This is a genomic window from Rhodanobacter sp. C03, from assembly GCF_002001175.1.
Classification (GTDB): domain Bacteria; phylum Pseudomonadota; class Gammaproteobacteria; order Xanthomonadales; family Rhodanobacteraceae; genus Rhodanobacter.
This window is the reverse complement of sequence record NZ_MUNT01000005.1, coordinates 1-23,675: the sequence shown is the minus strand read 5'-3', so window position 1 is coordinate 23,675 and position 23,675 is coordinate 1. Positions and strand designations below refer to the sequence as shown.

21 protein-coding genes are annotated in these 23,675 nt (G+C 63.4%); 12 read left to right on the top strand and 9 right to left on the bottom strand.

Going from position 1 to position 23,675, the window contains the following annotated elements; genetic code table 11:
• Positions 1–52 precede the first annotated feature (52 nt).
• The gene (locus B0E48_RS17740) at positions 53–223 is read left to right on the top strand and encodes a hypothetical protein (RefSeq protein ID WP_168170307.1); all 171 of its coding nucleotides are present in this window, start codon (positions 53–55) and stop codon (positions 221–223) included.
• Between the two features lie 109 nt (positions 224–332).
• Here B0E48_RS17740 and B0E48_RS06920 read toward each other — a convergent pair whose 3' ends face one another.
• Positions 333–827 (bottom strand): Spy/CpxP family protein refolding chaperone, encoded by a 495-nt coding sequence (locus tag B0E48_RS06920; RefSeq protein ID WP_077517274.1) that lies wholly within the window; start codon positions 825–827, stop codon positions 333–335.
• Positions 828–979: 152 nt separating this feature from the next.
• On the opposite strand from B0E48_RS06920, the gene B0E48_RS06915 reads away from it, so the two are divergent.
• Both B0E48_RS06915 and B0E48_RS06910 read left to right on the top strand, forming a co-directional pair.
• The gene (locus tag B0E48_RS06915; RefSeq protein ID WP_077517272.1) at positions 980–1,666 is read left to right on the top strand and encodes a response regulator; all 687 of its coding nucleotides are present in this window, start codon (positions 980–982) and stop codon (positions 1,664–1,666) included.
• Positions 1,663–3,033, top strand: a complete 1,371-nt coding sequence (locus B0E48_RS06910; RefSeq protein WP_077517270.1) for a HAMP domain-containing sensor histidine kinase — start codon at positions 1,663–1,665, stop codon at positions 3,031–3,033. The genes B0E48_RS06915 and B0E48_RS06910 overlap by 4 nt, the downstream gene beginning before the upstream one ends.
• Positions 3,034–3,042: 9 nt before the next feature.
• Here B0E48_RS06910 and B0E48_RS06905 read toward each other — a convergent pair whose 3' ends face one another.
• Positions 3,043–3,798, bottom strand: a complete 756-nt coding sequence (locus B0E48_RS06905; protein WP_168170306.1) for a nuclear transport factor 2 family protein — start codon at positions 3,796–3,798, stop codon at positions 3,043–3,045.
• Positions 3,799–3,960: 162 nt separating this feature from the next.
• Here B0E48_RS06905 and B0E48_RS06900 point away from each other — a divergent pair, with 162 nt between their 5' ends.
• The 3 genes from B0E48_RS06900 (at position 3,961) to B0E48_RS06890 (ending at position 6,984) form a co-directional block, all read left to right on the top strand.
• Complete coding sequence (locus tag B0E48_RS06900; protein ID WP_077517657.1) at positions 3,961–4,947, top strand: multidrug resistance efflux transporter family protein; 987 nt, start codon at positions 3,961–3,963, stop codon at positions 4,945–4,947.
• A 294-nt stretch (positions 4,948–5,241) separates the two neighbouring features.
• Entirely contained in the window at positions 5,242–5,691 is a 450-nt protein-coding gene (locus B0E48_RS06895; RefSeq protein WP_077517266.1) for a hypothetical protein, read from the top strand.
• 42 nt (positions 5,692–5,733) lie between these two features.
• A complete protein-coding gene (locus tag B0E48_RS06890; RefSeq protein WP_077517265.1) occupies positions 5,734–6,984 on the top strand; it encodes an MFS transporter in 1,251 nt (416 codons plus the stop codon).
• A gap of 19 nt (positions 6,985–7,003) precedes the next feature.
• Here the strand turns inward: B0E48_RS06890 and B0E48_RS06885 are convergent, their stop codons facing one another.
• Positions 7,004–8,287: an ectonucleotide pyrophosphatase/phosphodiesterase gene (locus B0E48_RS06885; RefSeq protein WP_077517264.1), complete on the bottom strand. Its 1,284-nt coding sequence runs from the start codon at positions 8,285–8,287 to the stop codon at positions 7,004–7,006.
• A gap of 82 nt (positions 8,288–8,369) precedes the next feature.
• On the opposite strand from B0E48_RS06885, the gene B0E48_RS06880 reads away from it, so the two are divergent.
• Positions 8,370–8,729, top strand: coding sequence for a hypothetical protein (locus tag B0E48_RS06880; protein WP_254423887.1), 360 nt, complete (start codon positions 8,370–8,372; stop codon positions 8,727–8,729).
• Between the two features lie 24 nt (positions 8,730–8,753).
• Here B0E48_RS06880 and B0E48_RS06875 read toward each other — a convergent pair whose 3' ends face one another.
• The 6 genes from B0E48_RS06875 to B0E48_RS06850 form a co-directional block, all read right to left on the bottom strand.
• Positions 8,754–10,175 carry a nitrilase-related carbon-nitrogen hydrolase gene (locus tag B0E48_RS06875; RefSeq protein ID WP_077517262.1) on the bottom strand — a complete coding sequence of 474 codons (1,422 nt, stop codon included), beginning with the start codon at positions 10,173–10,175 and terminating at the stop codon, positions 8,754–8,756.
• On the bottom strand, positions 10,159–10,740 hold the full coding sequence (locus B0E48_RS06870; protein ID WP_077517261.1) for a TetR/AcrR family transcriptional regulator: 582 nt from the start codon (positions 10,738–10,740) through the stop codon (positions 10,159–10,161). The genes B0E48_RS06875 and B0E48_RS06870 overlap by 17 nt, the downstream gene beginning before the upstream one ends.
• A 269-nt stretch (positions 10,741–11,009) precedes the next feature.
• Complete coding sequence (locus B0E48_RS06865; RefSeq protein WP_077517260.1) at positions 11,010–11,534, bottom strand: methylated-DNA--[protein]-cysteine S-methyltransferase; 525 nt, start codon at positions 11,532–11,534, stop codon at positions 11,010–11,012.
• Positions 11,531–13,027, bottom strand: a complete 1,497-nt coding sequence (locus tag B0E48_RS06860; protein ID WP_077517259.1) for a DNA-3-methyladenine glycosylase 2 — start codon at positions 13,025–13,027, stop codon at positions 11,531–11,533. The genes B0E48_RS06865 and B0E48_RS06860 overlap by 4 nt, the downstream gene beginning before the upstream one ends.
• 67 nt (positions 13,028–13,094) lie before the next feature.
• Complete coding sequence (locus B0E48_RS06855) at positions 13,095–13,634, bottom strand: nuclear transport factor 2 family protein (protein WP_077517258.1); 540 nt, start codon at positions 13,632–13,634, stop codon at positions 13,095–13,097.
• Between the two features lie 80 nt (positions 13,635–13,714).
• Positions 13,715–15,967 carry a S41 family peptidase gene (locus B0E48_RS06850; RefSeq protein WP_168170305.1) on the bottom strand — a complete coding sequence of 751 codons (2,253 nt, stop codon included), beginning with the start codon at positions 15,965–15,967 and terminating at the stop codon, positions 13,715–13,717.
• Positions 15,968–16,114: 147 nt separating this feature from the next.
• Here B0E48_RS06850 and B0E48_RS06845 point away from each other — a divergent pair, with 147 nt between their 5' ends.
• The 5 genes from B0E48_RS06845 to B0E48_RS06825 all read left to right on the top strand — a co-directional run bounded on the left by B0E48_RS06845 (position 16,115) and on the right by B0E48_RS06825 (position 23,478).
• Positions 16,115–17,329 (top strand): GAF domain-containing sensor histidine kinase, encoded by a 1,215-nt coding sequence (locus tag B0E48_RS06845; protein WP_217317863.1) that lies wholly within the window; start codon positions 16,115–16,117, stop codon positions 17,327–17,329.
• An 82-nt stretch (positions 17,330–17,411) separates the two neighbouring features.
• Complete coding sequence (locus tag B0E48_RS06840; protein WP_077517255.1) at positions 17,412–19,034, top strand: DUF4034 domain-containing protein; 1,623 nt, start codon at positions 17,412–17,414, stop codon at positions 19,032–19,034.
• 57 nt (positions 19,035–19,091) lie between these two features.
• Positions 19,092–20,756 (top strand): DUF4034 domain-containing protein, encoded by a 1,665-nt coding sequence (locus B0E48_RS06835; protein WP_139350190.1) that lies wholly within the window; start codon positions 19,092–19,094, stop codon positions 20,754–20,756.
• A 102-nt stretch (positions 20,757–20,858) separates the two neighbouring features.
• The gene (gene hutU, locus B0E48_RS06830; RefSeq protein WP_077517254.1) at positions 20,859–22,553 is read left to right on the top strand and encodes a urocanate hydratase; all 1,695 of its coding nucleotides are present in this window, start codon (positions 20,859–20,861) and stop codon (positions 22,551–22,553) included.
• Positions 22,546–23,478, top strand: a complete 933-nt coding sequence (locus tag B0E48_RS06825; protein WP_077517253.1) for an RES domain-containing protein — start codon at positions 22,546–22,548, stop codon at positions 23,476–23,478. The genes hutU and B0E48_RS06825 overlap by 8 nt, the downstream gene beginning before the upstream one ends.
• Positions 23,479–23,675 lie beyond the last annotated feature (197 nt).

Below are 23,675 nucleotides of genomic sequence, written 5' to 3'. Positions count from 1 at the left end.
GCGGAAACTGAGTGCGCGTTTTTGGTGACACATCCCCAACAGGAGTGTCCCCATGCGCCGCGCCATCTCTGTCCTGCTTGTTTCCGCGCTGCTGTTGATTGGCAGCGCCTCACTCACCGGCTGCGTGGTGGTGCCAGCCCGCGGTTATCCGGCGCGTGTCTGGGTGCCTGGCTACTGGGGGCCGCCGCATATCTGGATCGGTGGCCACTGGCGTTATCGCTGATCGCGGCTCGGATCCGTCTGATCGACCCATGCCGCGCCGGTTAAATTAAAAAGTTGCGCCAGCCCTGCCGCTGGCGCAACTCCCTGCCGCTGACCGATGTGACGATTTATTACGGGGTTGTCGACGAGGTCGAGGACACCGGATGCTGTGCCTTGAACTGCTGCCACTGCTGCTTGCGGGCCTGCTGCTGGGTCTTGAAGGTGGCCAGCTGTGCCTTCTGCGGCGCGGTCAGCACGGCATAGATCTGTGCAGTTATGTTGGCGCGTTGCTGCACGCGTGCCTGTGCGGCACTGCCTTCCGCCTGCGCGAGGCTGGCCGCGGCTGCCTGGTAACCCACCTGGTCCGGGGTCATCGATTCAAACGCGCTGCGCTGCTGACCGAGCGCCTGACGCTGGGTCTTGTTCTGGGTGAAACTGCCCGAGACGATCTGCTTGATCTGGGCACGCTGGGCGTCGGTCAGGTTGAGCTTGTTCAGGGCCATCATCTGGCCATGTCCGTGGGAGTGCCAGCCGCCGTGCTGGCCGGCGCTCTGTGCCGTGGCAGCGAAGGTGGTGACGGCCACGGCCGACGCCAGAATCAGGCCGAGAGAGATGCTCTTGCGCATGGGTAGTACCTTTGTCGTTGTGGGGGATGATGTCTTGCACCCATTAGACGACCATCCTGTGTATATGTTCTTTGCCGAAGGGTAAAGATGGGTAAAGACCGTGGAGTTAGTGCTCTCGCACGGATTGAATGGGTAGAAACCAAGCGGCCACCATGTCCAGAATTCTGATTGTCGACGACGACCGCGCCTTGTGCAGCCTGCTGGCTGAATACCTCCAGCGTGAAGGCTTTGTCGTGGATGTCGCCCACGACAGCGAAACGGCATTGGCGCAACTGCAGAACCAGACAACGCGACCGGACCTGTTGATCCTCGATGTGATGATGCCGGGCCGCGACGGTCTGGATACCCTTCGCGAGCTGCGGCTGCAGTACCGATTGCCGGTCATCATGCTTTCCGCACGCGGTGAAGCGGTGGATCGGGTGATCGGGCTGGAGCTGGGCGCGGACGACTATCTGGCCAAGCCATGCCTGCCGCGCGAATTGCTGGCGCGTGTGCGGGCGCAGCTGCGTCGCAACGCGCCAATCGCGGCTGGAACGCTGCAGGTGGGCAGCCTGCGTCTTGAACCTGGCGAGCGACGGGCATATGCCGAAGAGAGAGAACTGTCTCTGACCGGTGCCGAATTCCTGCTGTTGCTGGCGCTGGCGCAGCGCGCCGGCGAACTGGTCGACAAGGCCGTGTTGACGCGCATCGCGCTGGGTCGCGAGCTGGAGCGCTTCGACCGCAGCGTCGACGTGCACGTGAGCCGTCTGCGACACAAGTTGATGGAGGCTTCGGCGCAATCCCCTCGCATCGAATCGGTACGCGGGGCAGGGTATGTGCTGCTGGTGGCAGCGGCATGAATCCGTTCAGAAGTTCGTTGTACTGGCGCCTGCTGATCTGGTTCTGCGTGGCCAACTTGTTGGTCCTGCTGCTCGGTGGGCTGCTGACGCGGGGTTTCATCGAATACACCACGGCCAGGGAAATCAACTGGGTGGCGCTGGCGCAAGGCGCCGACCAGGCCTATGAAAACGGCGGTGCGGCGGCCCTGGCCGACTGGTCCGGGCAACAGCGTCATGAAGGCATCGAGGCGACCCTGTATGAAAAGGGGTTGCCGTTGTATCCGATCCGTCTGCATGCGTCGGTGGAGAAATCGCTGCCGAGCTGGCTTGAGGGGAATCGGGATATCGTGGTGCAACCGTGGCCAGGCATCTACGTCGCTGTGCAGCAGATCGTCGGTGACGATGGCCACGCCCGGCAACTGGTGGCCTTCAGCCGAACGCATACGCGACTACGGCCGCAGACCCGGCAAACCATCCTGCTGAGTATCCAGCTGGTGCTGTCGCTGCTGTGCATCGGTTTGCTCGGCTGGTGGGTTGCGCGCAGCGTGGCCAGGCCGGTCGAGGCATTGCGCGCCGCAACCAGGCGCATGGCCGCCGGCGAGCTTTCGGCACGGGTTGGCCGCCAGGGTGGCATGGCGCACGATGAGATCGCGCAACTCGCCTATGATTTCGATGCCATGGCCGAACGCATCGAGGCGCTGGTGGCACATGATCGTGGCGTGCTGCAGGATCTCTCGCACGAGTTGCGCTCGCCGCTGGCACGGCTGCATCTGATCCTCGATTTTGCCCAGCGCAGTACCAGTGCAGCAGAGGCGGATTCGTACTTCCGCCAGGCCGAACAGGAAATCGGTCGGCTCGATCGCATGACTGGGGAAATGCTGACGCTGTCGCGCCTGGAAGGCGGCATCCCCGGCATGAACCGTGAGCGCCTGGAGCTGCGCGAACTGATTCAGGACTGCATTGCCCGGGCCGCGCTGGAGGCCGGCGCGCGCAAGGTGAGCTTGCAACTGGCGTCGGGCCAGCCAGTCATGGTGCTGGGCAGTGCGCTGTTGCTGGAGCGCGCGCTGGACAACCTGATCGCCAACGCCATCAAGTTCAGTCCGGAAGGTGGCAGCGTGGAACTTGCCGTGCGCGAAGGGCCGCAGTTCGCCGAATTGTCGATCAGCGACCGCGGCCCGGGCGTACCCGATGCGGAACTGGAATTCCTGTTCCGGCCATTCTTCCGCGGCAGCAACGCGGCGCGCGCCGATGGTCATGGCATGGGCCTGGCGATCGTGCAGCGCGTGGTGCAGGTCCATGGCGGCGACATCTACGCCAGCAACGGCCTGCGCGATGGACTGGAAGTGCATCTGAAGTTGCCACTGGCGTCGTCAGCCGACATGGAGTGACGCACTGGCTCAGGCTTTGGCGCTGCCTGCCTCGCGCTTGAGGTGCAGGTCGTTGAACTTGCGCCGCTCGATCAGTTCGCTGACATGGCCGGCGGCATCGCGGCGGAAGATCAGCAGGTTCCTTTCATCGTCGGTACCCATGAACACATCCCTGGCGATTGGCTCGATCCGGTTGAACGACCGACCTGCCTTGGTGACGTAGCCAAGCACACCATCCTTCACGCTGACCGTCCACGCACGGTCAGGCCCGTAGCGATAGCTGCCGCTGTAGTCGCCGAGCATGAGTCCGTCGACCTGCAATGTCGGCGGCGCGGTCGGGATCGTCACGTCCTCGGCGCCCACCAGTTTCCACGCACCATTCTGCTTCACGAAGGTGAGCAGCGACTGGTACCGCACCACCAGCTGTTGCCCGAATACGCTCTCGCGCTCGTACCACTCGACTTGCAGCAGGGCCGCATCGCCGTATTGCTGCACATGCGGATTGCGCAGCTCGATGCTGCCGGACAAACCCGACGGGAGGGGATGCAGCGATGCCACCGCATCCTGCTTGTGCTGGATGCGGCCGAACTCGTCGATCAGCACCGCACCATCAGCCAACGTGCGCTGCCATACGTCCTGCCTGCCCAGGGGAAGCGCATCCACCCAGGCCTGCGTGATCGCCACCAGCTGGTTGCGCAGCGCGTTCGGTGCTTCGGTCGCGTGCAGCGTCGGCGCCTGCAGGATCGCGAGCCATGCCAGCGCCGATGCCAGTAGAAACTTCTGCATGATCGTTTCTCCACGGTGGATGGCTGCGAGTCTGGATCCGGTGCCGGGCTGCAGCATGTGCATCAAGTCATGCGGAGGCGCGCAGGGGCGCGGGGTGCTTCGCATTCAACGGCTGATTTGCAACACTGCGGCCTTGCCGTGACCGCCACCACCGGATTTTCCATGCGTTCGTCTTCGCTTGCTGCTGTGGGTCTGGCGTTGTGTGCGGCGTTGTTCTTCACCCTCACCTACGTGCTCAACCGCAGCCTGGTCGCCGGTGGCGGCCACTGGGCGTGGGCGGTGATCCTGCGCTATCTGATCACATTGCCGCTGCTGGCCGTGGTGTTGCCGTTGCAGGGCGGGCTGGGTGAATTGCCACGCGAACTGCGTCGGCATCCGCGCACGTGGTTGATCTGGAGCAGCGTCGGCTTCGTGTTGTTCGGCATTCCGCTGACCTGGGCGGCCAGCAGCGGGCCGTCGTGGCTGATCGCAGGCAGTTTCCAGACCACCGTGCTGGCCGGGCCGCTGCTGGCGCCGCTGATCTATCGCGACGAACGGCGACGACTGGCGTGGCGCACGCTGGCGCTTGGTGCGCTGATCGTGGCTGGCGTATTCGCACTGCAGTGGGGGCATGCGCAGGGGCGGCTGCAGGCGAGTGACTGGCTGGCAATCGGCGCGGTGGTGCTGTCCGCGTTTGCGTACCCGCTTGGCAACCGCAAGCTGCTGCTGCATCTGGAGCATGGCGAAAGCCATATCAACGCCGTGCAGCGCGTATTCGGCATGACCTTGTGCAGCTGGCCGCTGTGGCTGCTGTTCGCTGTCATCGCCTGGTGCACGATCGGGCCGCCGACCCTGCGCGAAGCGTTGCTGGCCGGCGGCGTGGCGCTGTCGTCCGGCACCATCGCCACGGTGATGTTCTTCCGCGCCACCGACATGGTGCGGCGCGAGCCGACCGCGCTGGCTGCGGTCGAGGCGATGCAGGCAGCCGAACTGCTGTTCGCCACTTTGCTCGGCGTGTCGTTTCTCGACGAGGTGTGGCCGCACGGCTATGCTCTGTTCGGCGCGCTGGCGATTATCGTCGGCATCGCGTTGTTCGGTTGGGTCAGTGGGCGCGGCGCGGCCGGCAATGATGAAGTGGTGCGTGCCTTGCGCAGCGACCGCAGTGCCTGAGTAGTTTTCAGAATGTGCCGACGACCACAGCTGTGTGCCCCAGCAAGACATTGATCGCGGGGGCTTCCCGCCAGCGGTCGAATTCAAGCCGCGCGAGGCGATTCCGCTGGAACCCGGCAACGGCTGGTTGCGGATACTCGAATCACGGTATTGATCGGACATGACTGGCGGCACATGCCGGCATGTGGGGGTGAAGCATTATATGTGGGCATCGCCCCACCGCCTGATCACGCTGCCTGGCGCCATTTGCCCGGGTGTTGCGTTCAGGCTCACGCCCAATCAGGAGACTTGCTGATGACCACGACGCGCAGCTCCACGTTGACTGCCATCCTGTACGGCGGTTTCGTCGCCGGCACGATCGATATCGGTTCCGCTGCGGTGATCAACGGCATCAGTCCGCTGATCATCCTGCGCGCGATTGCCAGCGGCCTGCTGGGCAAGCCTGCGTTCCAGGGCGGCATGCCGATTTCGTTGCTGGGGCTGGGACTGCAGTGGGCGATGTCGCTGTTGATCGCAGCGATCTTCGTGTTTGCCGCCGGGCAGATGGCGTGGCTCAAGCGACACTGGGTGACCGCCGGCGCGCTGTATGGCGTGGTCGTGTTCGGAGTCATGGAATACGTGGTCGTGCCACTCTCCGCGGCATGGCCGAAGCCGCATTTCACCACGCAGTCGTTTATCGAAAACCTGCTGGCGATGCTGCTGTTCGGACTGATCGTGGCGTTCTTTGCACGCCGGGTTCGCTAAGTAGCGGGATCATCGGCACGGTGCGGCGATTACACTGTTCCGATGAACAGCCCCGAGACGACATCGACGATCCATCACGGCACGCCGGAGTTCCGGCGTACCAACCTCGCGCTGTTCGCGGCGGGCTTCGCGACGTTCGGCCTGCTGTATTGCGTGCAACCGCTGATGCCGGAGTTCAGTCATGCCTACGGCGTGAGTGCAGCGGTCAGCGCGTTGTCGCTGTCGCTGACCACCGGCGTGCTGGCCTTCGCGATGCTGTTTGCCGGCGCACTGTCGGATGCCTGGGGGCGCAAGACGGTGATGGTGGCGTCGCTGCTTTCATCCGCGTTGCTGGTGCTGGTGACGGCGATGATGCCGAGCTGGCCCGCGTTGCTGGTGGTGCGCACCATGCTCGGATTGACCTTGAGCGGCTTGCCGGCGGTGGCGATGACGTATCTTGGCGAGGAGATGGACGTCGAGTCGATTGGCCTGGGCATGGGTCTGTATATCAGCGGCAGTGCGGTCGGCGGCATGGGTGGGCGTTTGATCACTGGTGTGCTGACCGACTTCTTCGGCTGGCGATTCGGTGTGGGCGTGGTCGGCGCGATTGGTGTGCTGGCCGGGTTGATCTTCTGGCGCGCGTTGCCACCGTCACGGCATTTCGTGGCGCAGCCGTTGCGCTGGCGCGTGGTGCTGGGGCGTTTCACCGGCATGTTCCGCGACCGCGGCCTGCCATGGCTGTTCGTCGAGGGTTTCCTGCTGCTCGGTGCGTTCGTCACGGTCTACAACTATCTCGGCTACCGCCTGCTGGCGCCACCATACGGCCTGAGCCAGGCGGTGGTCGGACTGATTTTCGGCATCTATCTGGTCGGCACGTTCAGCTCGGCGTGGATGGGCCATCTGGCCGGCCGGCTTGGGCGACGCAAGGTACTGTGGACCGCGTTCGCACTGATGCTGGTCGGCGTGGCGCTGACGATGATGCAGCCGTTGCTGCTGATCATGCTCGGCATCGTCGCGGTCACGTTCGGTTTCTTCGGCGGTCATTCCATCGTCAGCAGCTGGGTCGGGCGGCGCGCCGGTACGGCGAAGGCGCAGGCCTCGTCGGTGTACCTGTTCTGCTACTACATGGGCTCGAGCATCGCCGGTGCCAGCGGCGGCCTGTTCTATGCGTCGCACGGCTGGAACGGCGTGGCGCTGTTCGTCGGCGTGTTGGTGCTGGCGGGTCTGCTGATTGCGCTGCGCCTGTTTCGCCTGCCGCCGCTGGTTAACGTGGCGACGCCGCCGACGCCGATGAGCAAGGGCGCGATGCCGTAAGAAGCGATGGGTTGAACGCTCAGCGCACTGCCGGTTTCAGCATGTCCTTCACTGCATCGTAGTCGCCATCGTTCGCGGCCGGCGGCAGATCGAGCAGGTGCGCCATCAGCGGATAGACGTCCACGTTCGGAAACGCGCCAACCTTTGCGCCAGTGCGGAACGCCGGGCCATGCGCCACGAACAGCGCCTGCATCAGCGGATCGGCATTGTCGTAGCCGTGTTCGCCGATGCTGACATCGCCCTTGTGGCTTTCGAGGAAATCGGTGGTGGTGACGCGCCAGCCGACATTCGCCAGGCACGACAACTGCGGCACGCGCGGATTGCTGCCGTAGTGGAGGCGCGCCGGTACCCGTGTCTTGTCCCAGCACTGCATATGCGGCTGCGGCTGTTCGAGCTGATGTTCGATCGCGGCGAAGTCGCTCATGGCCTTCGCGCTGCCGTCCTTCGGATTGAAGCCGGCCAGGATGCCCATGCTCGCTGTCTGCACCTGATCGATCGGGATCAATCGGTCGATCAGCACGCTGTTCGGCAGCGGGGTGCTGGCCATGCCGTGATCGGCCAGCACGATCAGGTTGATCCTGTCGAACAGACCCCTTTGCTTGAGCCCCAGCACCAGCCGCGTCATCGCTTCATCGGTTTCGCGCAGCGCCTCGTTTACCTGCGGAGTATCCGGTCCGTATTTGTGGCCGGCGTGATCGACCGCATCGAAATACAGGGTGAGGAAGGTGGGGCGCTGAGCGGCCGGCTCGTCCAGCCACGCCAGTACCTGGTCCACCCGCTGATCCGGCGTCACCTTGCCGTCGTACGGCTTCCACTCGTCCGGATGATGGCCGCGGATATCCGCCTCGGCACCGGGCCAGAACATCGTCGCGGTGCGCAGGCCATGCGCATCGGCGGTCTCCCAGATCGGCGTACCTTCGGCCCACCAGCGGCCATCACTGACTGCTTCGCGGTTGCTGATCGAGAACTTGCCGAGTACGGAGTCGAACATCGTGTTGTTGACGATGCCATGGTGATCCGGGTAGAGGCCGGTGACGATGGTGTAATGGTTCGGGAACGTCAGCGACGGGAATGACGGCTGCATCGATGCGGCCTGTACACCGTTCTTCGCCAGCATCGCCAGCGTGGGGCTGAGGCCGCGGTCGATGTAGTCGTAGCGATAGGCATCGATCGAGATCAGCAGCAACGGGGCCGGCGAGCTGGCGGTCGTAGCGGCGGACGGCGGCTTGACCGGTTGCTGCGTGGCGCAACCGGAGCTGAATGCTACCAGCGCACACAGCAGCACGCGAAACGGGATTTTCATATGTGTCGTCCTACGATGCCATCACCATCCCACATGATCGCGCACTGCCATGACCATTACACGTGTCGTTCAGCACTTCTCCATGTCGCAAACGCTGTGGATGACCGGCGTTCTTGCCCTGCTTCCCCTCGGCGCGGCCTGTGCGGTGCAGCCCGCCCAGGCGAACTCCGCGCAGTACCAGCAGACCGTGCAACAGCAGCAGACGCGCGACCAGCTGCAGAAGAGCCAGCAACAGCAGCAACTGCACCAGGATGTGTCGGACAACGCGAAGCGCCCACTGGCGAACAATCCGCAGGCGCAGCAGCAGATGGATCAGGCCGATCGTGCGCAGCAGGATCGCGACCATGCCACTCAGCAGGATCTGCTGAATCGCCAGCAGAACGCTGCCGATCTGCCGCGTGTCGTGCCGCAGCCGCAGCCGGCGCCGACCAGCGGCGGTTGACCAGCTGCTTCAGCGCCGCCTGCTTCAATGGCGAGTGGGGCGCAGCGCCAGTCCAAGCAACACGATCAAGGCGGCGAGATCCAGCCACGCAAACCAGTCGCCCCAGTGCGAGTACAACGTCCGTGTCTCGCGCAACGGCAAATCGCCTACCAGTTCGGCGTCGTTTTTCTCGCTGGAGGCCTCGGCCACTACGCGGCCGCGGTCGTCACTCAGGGTAAGACGGCCGGAACGGGCGGCACGCGCGATGGCGAAGCCGCTTTCCACGCCACGCATGATCGCCATGCGGCTGTGCAGCCAGCCATCGATGCTGAAATCCCACGCTGGCACCAGCAGCAGTTGTGCATCGCGCGCGGCATAGGCGTGGCCGATGTCGTGAAAATCCATGTCCTTGCAGATCGCCAGCCCGATCCGCGGTGTGCCGTTGAGCAGGGTGTAGCTGTCGCCGGGCGTGTACTGACGTTCGAAGCCGGGGATCAGGTGATGCTTGCTGTAAGTGGCCGGCGCGGCGGCGTCCGGCTGGAACACCATCACCATGTTGCGTTCGGCACGCGGGTCACCCTTGAAATCGATGCCGGCGTCCACGATCAGATCGTGTTGCTGTGCCAGCTGTGTGAACGCAGGCACGCTGGCATCGGCGGTGGCGAAGGAGGTTTCCGGAATCAGCACGGCTTTCGCGCCATCACCCGCGAGGCGATTGATCGCATCCACATAACGAGCTTCCAGGGTCTGGCCGTCGACATCGTGCAATGCGGGACGGATCGGTTTCTCCAGCGACACCAGGCCGATGCGCAGCGTGGTAGTGGCTGGCGCCTGCAGCCGCCAGCAGCCGTAGCCGATGGCCGCCACGATCAGCAGCACGGCGGTAATGGTCGCTGACATGCGGCCATGCTTCGATGTCTGTGGTGCGATCTGCACGGCGATCGCTGCCGGCAACAACAATACGAGGAACCCGATACCCCAGATGCCGGCGATCGCGGCGATCTGGATGACCGGCAGCGCATCCATCTGCGTATAGCCGATGCTGCCAAACGTGCCGTGCGGCGAGATCAGGCTGTTGATGTATTCGACGGCGACCCACACCACCGACAGCGCCAACGTCGCCGCGAGTGCATTGCCGCGCAACAACAGTCGCCGGAACAGCAGCACGCACAAGGCGAACACGAGGGCAGGCGTGCCGACGGCGTAGATGATCGTCGCCAGCGGCAGGCCGATGTAGCCGTGCAGGTAGTCCCATTGATTGAGCCCACCAGCCGCATACGCGACGAAGGCCGCCAGCGCCGCCCAGTGGGCGCGAACCCGCGGCGCGAGCCATAGCACCGGCAGCGGTGCCAGCCAGGTCAGCCACCAAAGGGGGTGCAGACCGCTGCCGAACCACCAGCCCAGCGCGGCCAGTGCCATCGCCGCCAGCCAGACCGGCAGCGTGAAACGCTCAAGTCTTGATGCCATCGATCAATCTCCTCATGGAGTCGAAATAGAACTGGCGAAATCCCGCCTCGTCATAGCTGAAACGGCCGGCGCGATAGAGCGCAATGAGGCCGAGCTGAAGCGCCGATGCCGTCATCGTTACGTCCCAGGGGTCGTCCTGCCGGAGCGCACCCTGCTGCATCGCTTCGCTGATGATGTCGGCCGTGACATTCATGGTCGGTGAGCGGCGCGCCTTGAAGTCTTCAGGGAAGCGGCGCGCATCGTCGCGTGGTGCAAGAAACGCATGGTCGAACAGGTGCGGATGTTCCAGCGCGTAGTCGAGCTGCGGCTTGAGCAGGGAGAGCAGCCGCTGCTCCACATCCGGATGCTGCGCAATCGTCTGCCACTGCTTCGCGGTTGCATTGAAGCTGTCGTCGGAAAGCCGCTTGAGCAGCGCCTCGCGATTCGCGAAATGCCGGTAGATCGCCATCGGCGTGATCCCGACGGCTTCCGCCACACGCCGCATCGTGACGGCCTCGGGACCTTCACGATCGAACAGTTTGTGGGCGGCGCGGAGGATCTTCTCCGGCGTGGTGAGTTTCTTCATGTATACGGTGTATACATGAAAATTTCGCAGCGTCAATATCGAGACCGAGCAAGATCAAGCAGCCGTGCACCCCAAGTCGTCATTCCGGCGCACCCCACAAAAGGGGCAAGGGCCGGAATCGCTTCATCAACAGCAAGCCGGTTACTTATCAGCGATGAGTGAGGAAGCAAGTGCGATTCCGGCCCTAGCCCCTTTTGTGGGGTGCGCCGGAATGACGGTGAGGGAGGGACACGTGCCGTGTGACCGCATCCACGCGCAGCGTGGCGGTATCAGCGAGCTGCGGTGGAGTTACAAAACAGATCGCCTCGCGCGACCCGCTCTTCCATCGCCAGCAGGAAGCGCTTCGTCGGCAGGCCGCCACCGAAGCCGGTGAGGCTGCCATTGCTGCCGATCACGCGGTGGCAGGGCACGATGATCGGCAACGGGTTGCGGCCATTCGCTGCGCCCACCGCACGTACGGCAGCGGGCTGCTCGATGCGTCGGGCCACTTCGCCGTAGCTGATCGTGACGCCGTAGGGAATCCGCTCGAGTTCCTTCCACACCGCCAGCTGGAACGGCGTACCGAGCGGATGCAGCGGCAGATCGAACACTTGCCGTGCGCCGGCAAAATACTCTTCCAGTTGTACGCGTGCGAACGCGAGTGCCTTGGGCGAATGCACCCACGACGGCGATGCTGCCTTCGGGTGCCGGTTGGTTTCAAACCACACTTCGCGCAGGCCCGATGCATCGGCAACCAGCCGCAGTGTGCCGATTGGCGTGAGCATGTCGTCGTAATGGATTTTTTCAGCAGTCATGGTTTGCTCCGTTTCGCCGGCGCGGCATCGCTGGCGCTGCGCCACAGATGCATCACGGCGTAGGCGCGCCACGGACGCCACGCCTCGGCCATTTCCGTGAGTGCCCTCGTGCTCAGTTCGGGCGCATCGCCGGCGGCGACGCGGCGCAGGATCAGGTCGGCGGCGGGGAAGGCATCCGGATGACTCATCGCGCGCATCGCCATGTAATGCGCTGTCCATTCGCCGATGCCGGGCAGCGCGACCCAGCGCGCCACGAATTCGTCCAGCGGTTGCTCCGCGCGGAAATCGATACGGCCATCCAGCAAGGCCTGTGCGATGCCGCGGATCGTCGCGGCACGTGCGGTGGTCACGCCGATTTCGCGCAGATCCGCCTCGGCCAGTCGCTCCGGCGTGGGAAACAGCCGTTCGAGTCCGGGCAACAGCGGCACCGCCAGCGGTTCGCCATAACGCTGCACGATGCGTGCCGCCAGCGTGCGCGCGGCCGCCACGCTGACCTGCTGGCCGAGCACGGCACGTACCGCGATCTCGAAACCGTCCCAGCCGCCGGGCAGGCGCAGGCCGGGGCGTTTGCGCAGCAGCGGCTTCAATACGCCGCCAACACCGAGTGTGGCGGCGATCGCCTGCGGCTCCGCATCGAGGTCGAACATGCGCCGCAACCGCGTTACCACCGGCAGCAGTTGCGCCGGTTGCGGGCAGTGCAGGTCCAACCTCAGTGCATGCTCACCGTTCGGCCACGCGCTCAGCCGCAGCCAGCCCGGCGCATCGGCAGCGCCGAATACGCGCAGGTAACTGTACTCATCGACCAGCTCCACGTCCGGCAGCGAGCGCGTGCGCAGGAATGCGAGCAAGGTCTCGAAGTCGTACGGCGGCCGATAACCGAGCCGCAATACGAGTGCTTCGCCCACCACCGCGCGGGGATGCCGGCGCAGTTCGCGCGGCGGGAGGCGGTTCGCCTGCAGGAACGCCGCATTGAAGCGGCGCAGGCTGCCGAAGCCAGAAGCGAGCGCCACCTCGGTCACCGGCAGCGCGGTCTCGGTCAGCAACTGCTTTGCGAACAGCAGCCGGCGCGTCGTGTGTACATCGATCGGCGGTGCGCCGAGATGTTCGACGAACAAGCGTCGCAGCTGCCGCGCACCGATGTCGACGCGTGCCGCCAGCTGTTCCAGTGAATGGTCCGCGAGCACCCCGGCGTCGATCAGCTTCAGCGCACGCGCTACTACATGCTCGCCGCGTTGCCACACCGCATTGCCGGGGGCGAGTTCCGGCCGGCAGCGCAGGCACGGTCGGAAGCCGGCCGCTTCCGCGGCGGCGGCGCTCGCGTAATAGCGGATGTTCGTCGGTTTCGGCGACGGAGCGGGGCACACCGGGCGGCAATAGATACGTGTGCTGGTGACAGCGGTGAAGAACAGTCCGTCGAAGCGCGCATCGCGGCTTAGACGGGCTCGTTCACAGACCTTGATGTCGGGTAGGGTGGCGATCGACGGTTCTGACATGCACGCAGGTTAGCACCGGGCACGAACTCGAACTCGCCGTTTTCGGACATCAATGCCAAACCGTGAATCAGCCTGCGTCGGCGCCTGCCGGGCAACGAGTTTGTCGCCCAGCGAGGAACGCAGCTGCTTCGGCATCGCTCGCCGGTTTGCCGTCGTCGCCGCCATCAAACGCGACGCGCCACTGGCCATCGTTGCCACGCCGCCAGACCGTGGAGAACTTGCCGATCGTGTAGCGCGGCTTCGCGTTCGGTGCCGGATCCTCGAACAGATACGCACCACTGGAATTCGCCAGGCGACCGTCGTCCGTGACGACGACGTGCTGCGGATACCAGCTCAGATGCACGCTCTTGCCGGCAATGATCCCCGTCCAGTGTTGCCGGATCGCATCACGCCCGCGTACCGGCTTGGCCGTGTTCGCATCGAAGATCGCGTCCGCCTGGAGGTGGTTCGCAAATGCGGCTGCATCATGGCGTTCGACGCTTTGTGCAAACGACAGTTCGCGCTGCCATACCTCACACGCCGCCTTGTCCGAGCCGGACGACGGCGTCGCGGCGAACGCACCGGGCGAACAGGCCAACAAGATCGCGAACCAGGATATGCGTGACATGCGCCGCTCCTCTTATCTTTGGTGGTGCCAGCATCCACTTCGCGACGACTGCCTGCCAGTGCTGGAAGGCAGCTGCCACATCACTTCGCCAGCTTCAGCGCCGCCTCCAGCACTTCGTCGCGACCGGCGCGGACGCCAGCGATTGTCGGCTGCACGGCTACATCCGGCACCGTGCCGAGCGCGTGATAGCGGCTGACGCCATCGTGATGCGTCACCTTCATGCCGGTAAAGATCAGCCGGAACCCGAGCGGGACCTCGAACGAAGTGACGTTTCCATCCACTCCGCGCGTAGTCGCCCCGACGATCGTTCCCAGTTTTTCATCCTGCACATAGCCCATGACCGCCTCGGCCTGGCTGATCGTGCGGCCATCGGCGAGGAAGATCGCGCGAGACGTGAAATGCGGCAATGCCGGCTGGATATCCCAACCCACCTCGTCATAACCGGCGAGTTCGCCAAACGGGCCGACGTAACGTGGAACGTGCATCCACTTCGCGTGCTCGGCGTGGTCGAGCAGGTGCGCGGGAAGAGTCTTGCTGACCTGGAAATCCTTCGGGTAGCCACGGACGTCGTAGATCACCGTGCGCGCGCTGGCCAGCTGCGCAAGGTTTGCCGTGAACAGCGCGATATCGGTGCGCGCCAGATCGACGTACCAGATGCCCGGTTTCAGTTCGGCGATCGGTGCCGGTCGAGCCGTGGACGGCGTCATAGGCGCGGCATAAGCAAGCGATACGGTACTGGCCGATCCATCGGCATGCTTCAGGCCAAAGCGGTGTGCCTCGGTTACCGGCCCCCACTGCAAGCTTTGCAGCGCCTTCCAGGCAAGCGATGACGGCTGGCCGGAGGCGAGCGCTTCGGCCTGGTCTTTCGCCTGCGGCATGGCTACCCCATCGATCGAGGTGATCACATCGCCGATCCTGGCCTGGTCGGGCACGCTCGTGGCGACGACCACCCATTGATGCTCGACCGGCTCGAGCGCGATCGGCAGGCTGGCCTGCTTTTTCCCCATCGTGTCGAACACGGTGCCGTGGGCGTCCTCAAGCGGGGCGAGCAGGCGTTGCAGCGTGCGTTTCTGAGCGGCTCTGGAATCCGCCTTGTCCGCCTCGGCCAGCGCGCGGGGCAGTTCGCGATCCCAGTCGACATGGATCACGTCCCAGTACGGATAGAAGTGCCGGAACACGTTCCAGGCCACCACGATGTCGGCCTCACGCGCGGCGCCGGATGCGATGGAGGTCTTTGGATCGGGCATGCCGGCGAGGCGTGCCTTGAGTGCCTGCAGCGCCGTGGCGCGATCCGGTGACGGCCGTGCCTGCGTGTCCGTCAGTGTCAACGCGACGCGTGCCTTCAGACCGGCGCCGAGCGCGAACTCTGCCGTCTTGCCGGCCACGGGCGGTGCATCGAACAACGTGCGCTCAACCGCTGCGCCATGCTGCCGCAGAACCAGATAACCCGGCTCAGCGCCGGTCTGCTGCCATGAGAGGTTCGTGTTGTCCGTGGCGGCACTGCCGACCAGAAACCATGGCCGCGAACGCTTCTGCGCCAAACGGAGATCGGGAATCGCGACCGGCTTCCATCCGCCGTGTTCGTCGCTGACTTCCAGCGTCAGGTTTCGAAAGGCGGCAGCGGGTTCCTTCGCGTCGCCTGCCAGACTCATCGTGAATCCGAACGCGAGTATCGATGCGTCGGTGCCGACTGGCGCGGTGATCACATAGTCATGCCATGCCAGATCATGCACCTGGCTGTCACCGGTATTCCTGAAAAAGCCCGGCGGTTTGCCCTTCCGGTCGGTCCGCAACCAGAGCCCCAGACCCGTGGTGGTGGACTGGTTCAACGCCCTGATGCTGCCGCGCAGGCGGATCGTCTTGCCGCGTAATGGGTTTGCGTCCAGCTCGTTGGCAAGGCCGACGAACCGGTCGCCGCCGCTGCGGGACGTTCGCTCACCAGCATAGGGAGTGTCCTTCGCCGGAAAACCCAGGTAGCGCCAAGCGACCAGCGGCCGCTTTGTGGTCTCGAGTGGCAGCGCGGGAAATGCAGCGGTATCGGGAACGATGTCGATGCCCGGTCCCAGCGTCCCGAATAGTGCGTTCAGTTTGCTTTGCAGGCCGGCGCTGCCATGCGCCTGCTGTGCGTCGGTGACGCCGGCCACGGCGAATCGGTTCCAGTCGATGCCTTGTGCGGCGTCACCGGGATAGAAATAACGGACCACGCCGTAAAGTCGGGCGAATGCCGCGACCTGTTTGTGACTGGGATCGGCGGTGTCGGGGGATGCGCTGGCCCAAGTCGAGGCGAGCAACGCAAGCAGGCTACCGACAACCACTCGTCCGAAGGCTCGCATGGGCTTCATTCCGATTGAAACGAAGGGGCAGGATAACCGGCTGCGTGTTCCGTACTCCAGCGACTTGTCCGGTACAGGGGTATGCTCCAGCGGATGCAAACAGACGACCGCGCTGGAATTTCGATATATCGTCCGATTGCCGATGATGTGGAAGCAATTGCCCGCATCGGCTTGATCCCCACGATCCTGCAGGTGGTCGCGCATACGACCGGCATGCGTTTCGCGGCGATCGCCCGCGTTACCGAGACGAAATGGACGGCCTGCGCGGTTTACGACCTGATCGACTTCGGCTTGAAGCCGGGTGGCGAGCTGGTTCTCGAATCCACGATCTGCAACGAGATCCGGCAGCACCATCAGCCGGTGGTGTTCAGTCACGCCAGTACCAACCCGCAATTCGCCCAGCACCCGGTGCCGAAGCTGTACGGCTTCGAGAGCTATGTATCGATACCGATCTTCCGCCTGGACGGCGAGTTCTTCGGCACGCTGTGCGCGCTCGATCCGCTGCCGGCGAAGTTGGACGACCCGAACGTGGTCACCACGCTGCAGTTGTTCACCAAGCTGATTGCCGCCGAACTGGATGTCGTCGAACGGCTCGAACGCAGCACCAGCGCACTGCTCGACGCACATGAAACGGCGAAGTTGCGCGAGCAGTTCATCGCCGTGCTCGGGCACGATCTGCGCAACCCGTTGACCGCGATCCGGGTGGGCGCCGGTCTGTTGCAGATGACCGCACAGGACGCCAGTTCGCAGCGCACCATCGGCTATATCCAGCAGAGCGCCACGCGCATGGCCGAGCTGATCAAGAACGTCCTGGACTTCGCCCGTGGCAAGCTTGGTGGCGGCATTCCGGCCGAGCTGCGGCAGGAAGACGATCTCGCTGCGGAACTGCAAAGCGTCATTGCCGAAGTGCAGCAGGCGCATGCGGATCGCGCCATGGATGTGGTGATTGCGATCGGGCGGCCAGTCACCTGCGATGCCCACCGGCTCGCGCAGCTGCTGGCGAACCTGCTGACCAATGCGGTGATCCATGGGGATGCCGGGCAACCGATACAGGTCACTGCGCAGAGCGACAAGGAAGCGTTTGAACTGGCTGTGACGAACGGCGGCAAGCCGATTCCCGCAGGGAAGATTGCGCGCCTGTTCCAGCCGTTTTCGCATGCTGCCGACGATGCCTCGCAGTCCGGGCTGGGTCTGGGCCTGTACATCGCAGCGGAAATCGCCAAGGCACATCACGGCACGCTGCAGGTGTCGTCCAACGAGTCTGTCACGCGGTTCGTCTTTCGCATGCCGGTGCAATCCATCTCCCCGCCGATGCCTGGTGCCGGCAGCTGCGCGCGCGATGAAGATCCGGTCCCCTGCTGATCGCGCCAGCCGCTGAGCCGGACTGACATCGGCATCAGGCCGGTGCTACTGTCGCAGCACATCTGCCTGGGGGAGGCACGACATGGGTTCAGGTCCACGCTGGCTGCTGATTGTGGCCGTCATCCTGCTCGGTATCGGGGAGTGGGCATGGGGCATCTGGTCGGGGGTGAGCCGATTCCGCCAGATGAGTGCCGAGGTGGCGCAGCAATCCGTGCCCATCCATCTGAACGCTGCCAAGCGCCACCTGTTCACCCGTGAGGAGGCGAACACGTTTATCGCCGCCGCCAAGCAGGCCGAGGCGATCAAGGATCCGCTGCAACGCTGCCTCGCGTATCCCGATCCGCCGCGCAGTCACTGGTCGCATGATGCGGTGAGTGCCTATTGCCATTACCGCTATCAACCGGTGATCTCGTTCGCCGAAGTGCAGAGCCTGATCCAGAGCGGCCATGCCGCGGAAGTCGACAGTCGTCTCGCGCAGGCGTTGCAGGCCCAGCTGACGCAGCCGGAGTCGCGTGGGTTGCTCGATCGCACGTTCTACGAGGATTTCCGCAACGGCTCGTTCGATATCCGGCCCACCCTGGACGCGTGGAAGCGCGATTCGCCGCACAGCGCCTACGCGTATGCAGCCAGCGGCTATGCCTATGGACAGATGGCCGCCGATGCGCGTGGCCAGCAGTACATCGCGGACACGCCGCAAAACAATATCGACGCGATGGAGAAGTTGCTGGCCCAGGCCGATGCCGACCTGCGCCATGCGATTGAACTGGATCCGCGAATCACACCGGCGTACATGGCGATGGTTCATGCCGGAGGCCTGAGCCTCGGCCGCACCTATGGCCTCGATGCCGCCAGGCGCGGGCTTGCCATGGCGCCAGACAACTACTCCATCTACAGCATGCAGATGTGGCTGCAGCAGCCGCGATGGGGTGGCTCGCTGGGTGCCATGAAACATCTTGCCGATCAGGCGCAGCTCCACGCCAAGAGCAACCCGCTGCTGGTGCTGCTGCAGTCGGAACAACCTTTCTACCAGGCAGATACTTGCGAGTGCGACAAGGAAACTGAGTTGGCCGCGTACCCGGCGGCACTCGACCAGGTTGCTCTCAGCGGCGATCTCCTCAGCGCCGGAAATGCAGCGACCGGCAGCAAGCATCCGGAAGTGTCGGTGATCTACCTGTCGGAGGCGTTGCGCTTCAATCAGGGTCTCGACGATGCGCGGGTTCGCCGGGCTTACGATCTGGTCGGATTCGACGAGGCTGCATGGGCAGTCGCCGAGGCCAACCAGCTGATCGCCGCGTCACCGCGCAACGAGGGTGCTTTCAAGGTTCGCGGCTATGCCAATGAAGCGATGGAAGACTACGCACATGCCGAACAGGATTTTCGCGCTGCGCTGGCGCTCGATCCCAGCGACATGTGGTCACTGGGCCAGCTTGGCGAGATGTTCGTGTACTGGACGCACGACTGGAACAAGGGCTGGGACGTTGCCGACCAGCTGATCAAGATCCACCCGGAAAGTCCGTACGGTTGGAGGCTGCGCGCCACCATCCAGGAGAAGCAGCCACGGGCTGGGCTGAAGGACACCGTCGAGTATTTCGAGACGCACTTTGGCAACGATCCGGCATTGGCGAAGGAGGCCACGCGGATGCGTACGGAACTGATCATGCAGACCCATTCGGGCAGCCAGGTACTGGCCGCCAAAAGCAAGTAGTGCAGGCGCGCACTGCTCTGATAGTGTCGTGGCACTTGGGGATTAGGGGAGTAGGGGATGACTTCGTGGAAAGGATGGCTGCGGCTGGCCGGCGTATCGCTGCTCGCGACTCTGGCTGGCTGCTCACAACCCATTGCGCAGACGCCGCGGCAGCAAGCGGCGCCCGCATCCGAAGTGGTGCGACTCACTGACGCCAAGGCCAATCTGTTCGTCAGACTGCAGCACGCGCCTATTACAAAGCCTGCTTACTCCACTGATGAAATTCGCCAGTTCGTGACTGCAGCCAGAGCGGCAGAGTCGATCGAGGATCCGCTGCAGCGTTGCCTGGCTTATCCCGATCCACCGCACAGTCACTGGTCGCATGACGCTGTCGTTGCGTATTGTCGTTATCGCCTGCAGCCCATGATTTCGACGACCGAAATCAACGCGCTCATTCGCAACGGGCAAACGGCCGAACTGGACAATCGCCTCGCTGCCGCTCTGCATGCGCAGTTGACGCAACCCGAAGCGCACGGCCTGCTCGATGCGATCTATCTGCAGGACTTCCACTATGACGCGGCCAGCGAGCGACCATTGCTCGATGCGTGGAAGCGTGCGTCCCCCAAGAGCGCCTTCGCCTATGCAGCCAGCGGCTATGCCTATGCAGAAATGGCGCAGGATGCGCGTGGGGAAGACTACACAGAGAAAACAGCGCCGGCCAACTTGCAGTCGATGTCGAGCTTGCTCGCGCTGGCGGAGAACGATCTGCAGCAGGCTCTTGCGCTGGAACCCCGACTCACACCGGCTTACGTGGCGTGGATCGACGGTGCCAACATCGGCCGTACCCGGGACTTCGTCGAGAATATCGGCGAGCGGGGACTTGCCGCCGCGCCCGCCGACTATGCGATCAACAGCGATCTGATGTTTGCGCGTCAACCGATCTGGGGTGGTTCGCCGCAAGCGATGGAACAGCTGGCCAGTCAGGCACAAGCGCATGCCATGGAGAACCCGCTGCTCAAGTTGCTGCCGACGGAAGCGTCGTTCTATGAGGCCAGCGACTGCCACTGTGATCCGAAGATCCAGCTGGCCAACTATCACGAGATCTTCGACCAGTTGCCCACCACCGCCATCATGTGGCGCGCTGGAGATCTGGCTTCTGACAACGGCCATCCGGAAATGGTCGTGGTCTACCTGTCGGAGACCTTGCGGTTTCTTCCCTACAATCCTCTGGCCATACGTGCGCAGGCAAACCGTTCCTTCAGCCTGACCTATCTGGGTTACCCGCAATGGGCGCTCGCCGAGGCTGACAAGGTCGTGGCCACCGATCCGCAATTCGATGCAGGGTTCAGGGCGCGCGCCCTCGCGTATGAAGCATTGCAGGATTATCCGCACGCCATCGAGGCATTGCGTCGTGCCGTCGCACTCGACCCCAGCAGTTCCTGGCAGCTGCTCGAACTGGGCAATATCTATGGCTACAAGACCCGGGAATGGGACAAGGCCTGGGAGATCTCCAGCCAGATCACCCAGAAGTTTCCGAACGAAGCCAATGGATGGGTGCTGCGCGCCATGATCCAGGTTGCCGAGCCACGGGCAGGGCTGAAAGATACGTATGACGAATTCAACGCACGGTTCGGTAACGATCCCGACCACCAGACAGCCTTGTCGGAAATGCGCGAGGCACTCAAGCAGCAGGCTGGTCCTGGCGGCTTGAACAGCACGAGGCTCAAGTTGCCGCCACACTGATCGTCGACTTGCGGGGCGTGCTGGCCCGAACTTCGGGTCATTCCCGGGCACGGGTGCTGCCGTGGCTATAATCCGGTGATTGCCTCACCGGAGCCCTCCGCCATGAACGCCCCCACCCGCATCGACACCACCCGCGTCATCCGCGCCCCGCGCGGCACCGAGCTTTCCTGCAAGAGCTGGCTCAGCGAGGCGCCGTTCCGCATGTTGCAGAACAACCTCGATCCGGAGGTGGCGGAGAACCCGGCCGAGCTGGTGGTGTACGGCGGCATCGGGCGCGCGGCGCGCAACTGGGAGTGCTTCGACGCGATCCTGAAATCGCTGCGCGAGTTGAACGACGACGAGACGCTGCTGGTGCAGTCCGGCAAGCCGGTCGGCGTGTTTCCCACGCACAAGGATGCGCCGCGCGTGCTGATCGCCAACTCCAATTTGGTGCCGGCGTGGGCGACCTGGGAGCACTTCAACGAGCTCGATAAGAAAGGCCTGATGATGTACGGCCAGATGACGGCCGGCTCGTGGATCTACATCGGCTCGCAGGGCATCGTGCAGGGCACCTACGAGACCTTCGTCGAGATGGGCCGCCAGCATTACAACGGGAACTTGAAAGGGCGCTGGATCCTCACCGCCGGCCTCGGCGGCATGGGCGGTGCGCAGCCGCTGGCCGCGTCGCTGGCCGGTGCGTGCTCGCTCAATATCGAATGCCAGCAGAGCCGCATCGACATGCGCCTGAAGACGCGCTACGTCGACGAGCAGGCCACCGACCTGGACGACGCGCTGGCGCGCATCGAGAAATACACGAAAGCAGGCGAAGCGAAATCCATCGCATTGCTTGGTAATGCGGCCGACGTGCTGCCGGAACTGGTCAAGCGCGGCGTGCGTCCCGATGCCGTCACCGACCAGACCAGCGCGCACGATCCGGTCAACGGCTACCTGCCGCAGGGCTGGACGCTGGAGCAGTGGTTCGAGCGCCGCAAGAACGATCCGCAGCGCACGCGCGATGCCGCCAAGCACTCCATGCGCACCCACGTCGAGGCGATGCTCGCGTTCCACGCGCAGGGCATCCCCACCTTCGACTACGGCAACAACATCCGCCAGATGGCCAAGGACGAAGGCCTCGCCAACGCGTTCGCGTTCCCCGGCTTCGTGCCCGCCTACGTGCGCCCGCTGTTCTGCCGCGGCATCGGCCCGTTCCGCTGGGTCGCGCTGTCCGGCGATCCGGAAGACATCTACAAGACCGACGCCAAGGTCAAGGAACTCATCCCCGACGACCAGCACCTGCACAACTGGCTCGACATGGCCAAGGAGCGCATCAGCTTCCAGGGCCTGCCCGCACGCATCTGCTGGGTCGGCCTCGGCCAGCGCCACAAGCTCGGCCTCGCGTTCAACGAGATGGTACGCAACGGCGAGCTGAAGGCGCCGGTGGTGATCGGTCGTGACCACCTCGACTCCGGCTCCGTCGCTTCACCGAACCGTGAAACCGAAGCGATGAAGGACGGCAGCGACGCCGTCAGCGACTGGCCGCTGCTCAACGCGATGTTGAATGTGGCTGGTGGCGCGACGTGGGTGTCGCTGCATCATGGTGGCGGGGTAGGCATGGGCTACTCGCAGCACTCCGGTATCGTGATCGTCTGCGATGGCACAGCTGAAGCGGACAAGCGGATTGCGCGGGTGCTGTGGAACGATCCGGGCACCGGCGTGATGCGGCATGCGGATGCGGGGTATGAGGATGCGATTGCTTGTGCGAAAGAGCAGGGGTTGAAGTTGCCGATGGAGGCTACCAGCCGTTCTGCGTATGAGTAATAACGTCAGCACTTACAACTCTTTCAAAGAGTTGCCAGACAGCGACCTGACAATGGAGCAAGCGTTGGCCGCTATGGATATGCTTCATCCAGATTCGTATGCCAGGTACACATGGGAAAAGCTGAGACATCTTATTTCTGCCGCAGTAGCGGGGCACCACGCGCCTGTCATCGAAGACACGCCGGTAAAGCCGATGATTCGTGGGCGTGCTGTAACCATCAAGCCGGTAGGTCGATACGCGCAGCCAAAATCGACACCTTTACTCGCGAATATTGCTGACCTATCAATCCCACCAGCGCCATCTGTCGTTAGCTACGGACGCTGCCATGTTCCTGGTTGCCCTGTCTTCTATGCAGCATTTGATGAAGCAACCGTTTTGGGAGAAATAGCACCAGAACGTGGCAGCTTGGTTTATCTGCTGACGTGTGCTCCACGACCAGGGGTGACGTTCAGAACAACATTAATTGGCGAGATTGATCACATTCGGCGATACGGACGAAGTTCCATTCTTTCACCAGAGAATTCTCAAGTTAGGGAAATTCTAGATTGGATCCCAAGGGCAAAAACTCAAGCCGATTACGTTTGTCTCGTTACAGATGCGTTTCTTGCAGAGTTGTTTTCGCGCAAGGCGGCCACAGCTAATGACTATAAAGCTAGCAGTGCGGTAGCTGGTTTATTTCTTGACCTTGAAGTCGATTACCCGGGATCTAGTGAAGCACTCTACTATCCGAGCATTGCCAATCGAGGCGGCATGAATATTGCTCTAACGCGTAGATGTTATGAGGAAAAAGTGATTCCCATTTCTTGCAAGGCGGTGCTGATTTCTGCTTATTTTGGTTATGGAATTTATAAAACGCAGACAATTGCAATCTCCACTACATTTGGTGAAGATGGCTCAATAACTTGGGACGGTACAGCTTCGTAGGACGGGTTGAGCAAAACAGTGATACCTCAAGGTCAGAATGTGCTTTTCCGACAAGTGGGGATAATGCGGAGTTAGGGATGCTCTGATCAATTAAGTTAGAAACGGCCGTCCAGACGGCCATGAGAAAGCACCGGACCTGCTACGGGGAAAAGGTGTCTGTGGAGGCAGGTCGCCGGCACCGCCGTGCCGATTTACCT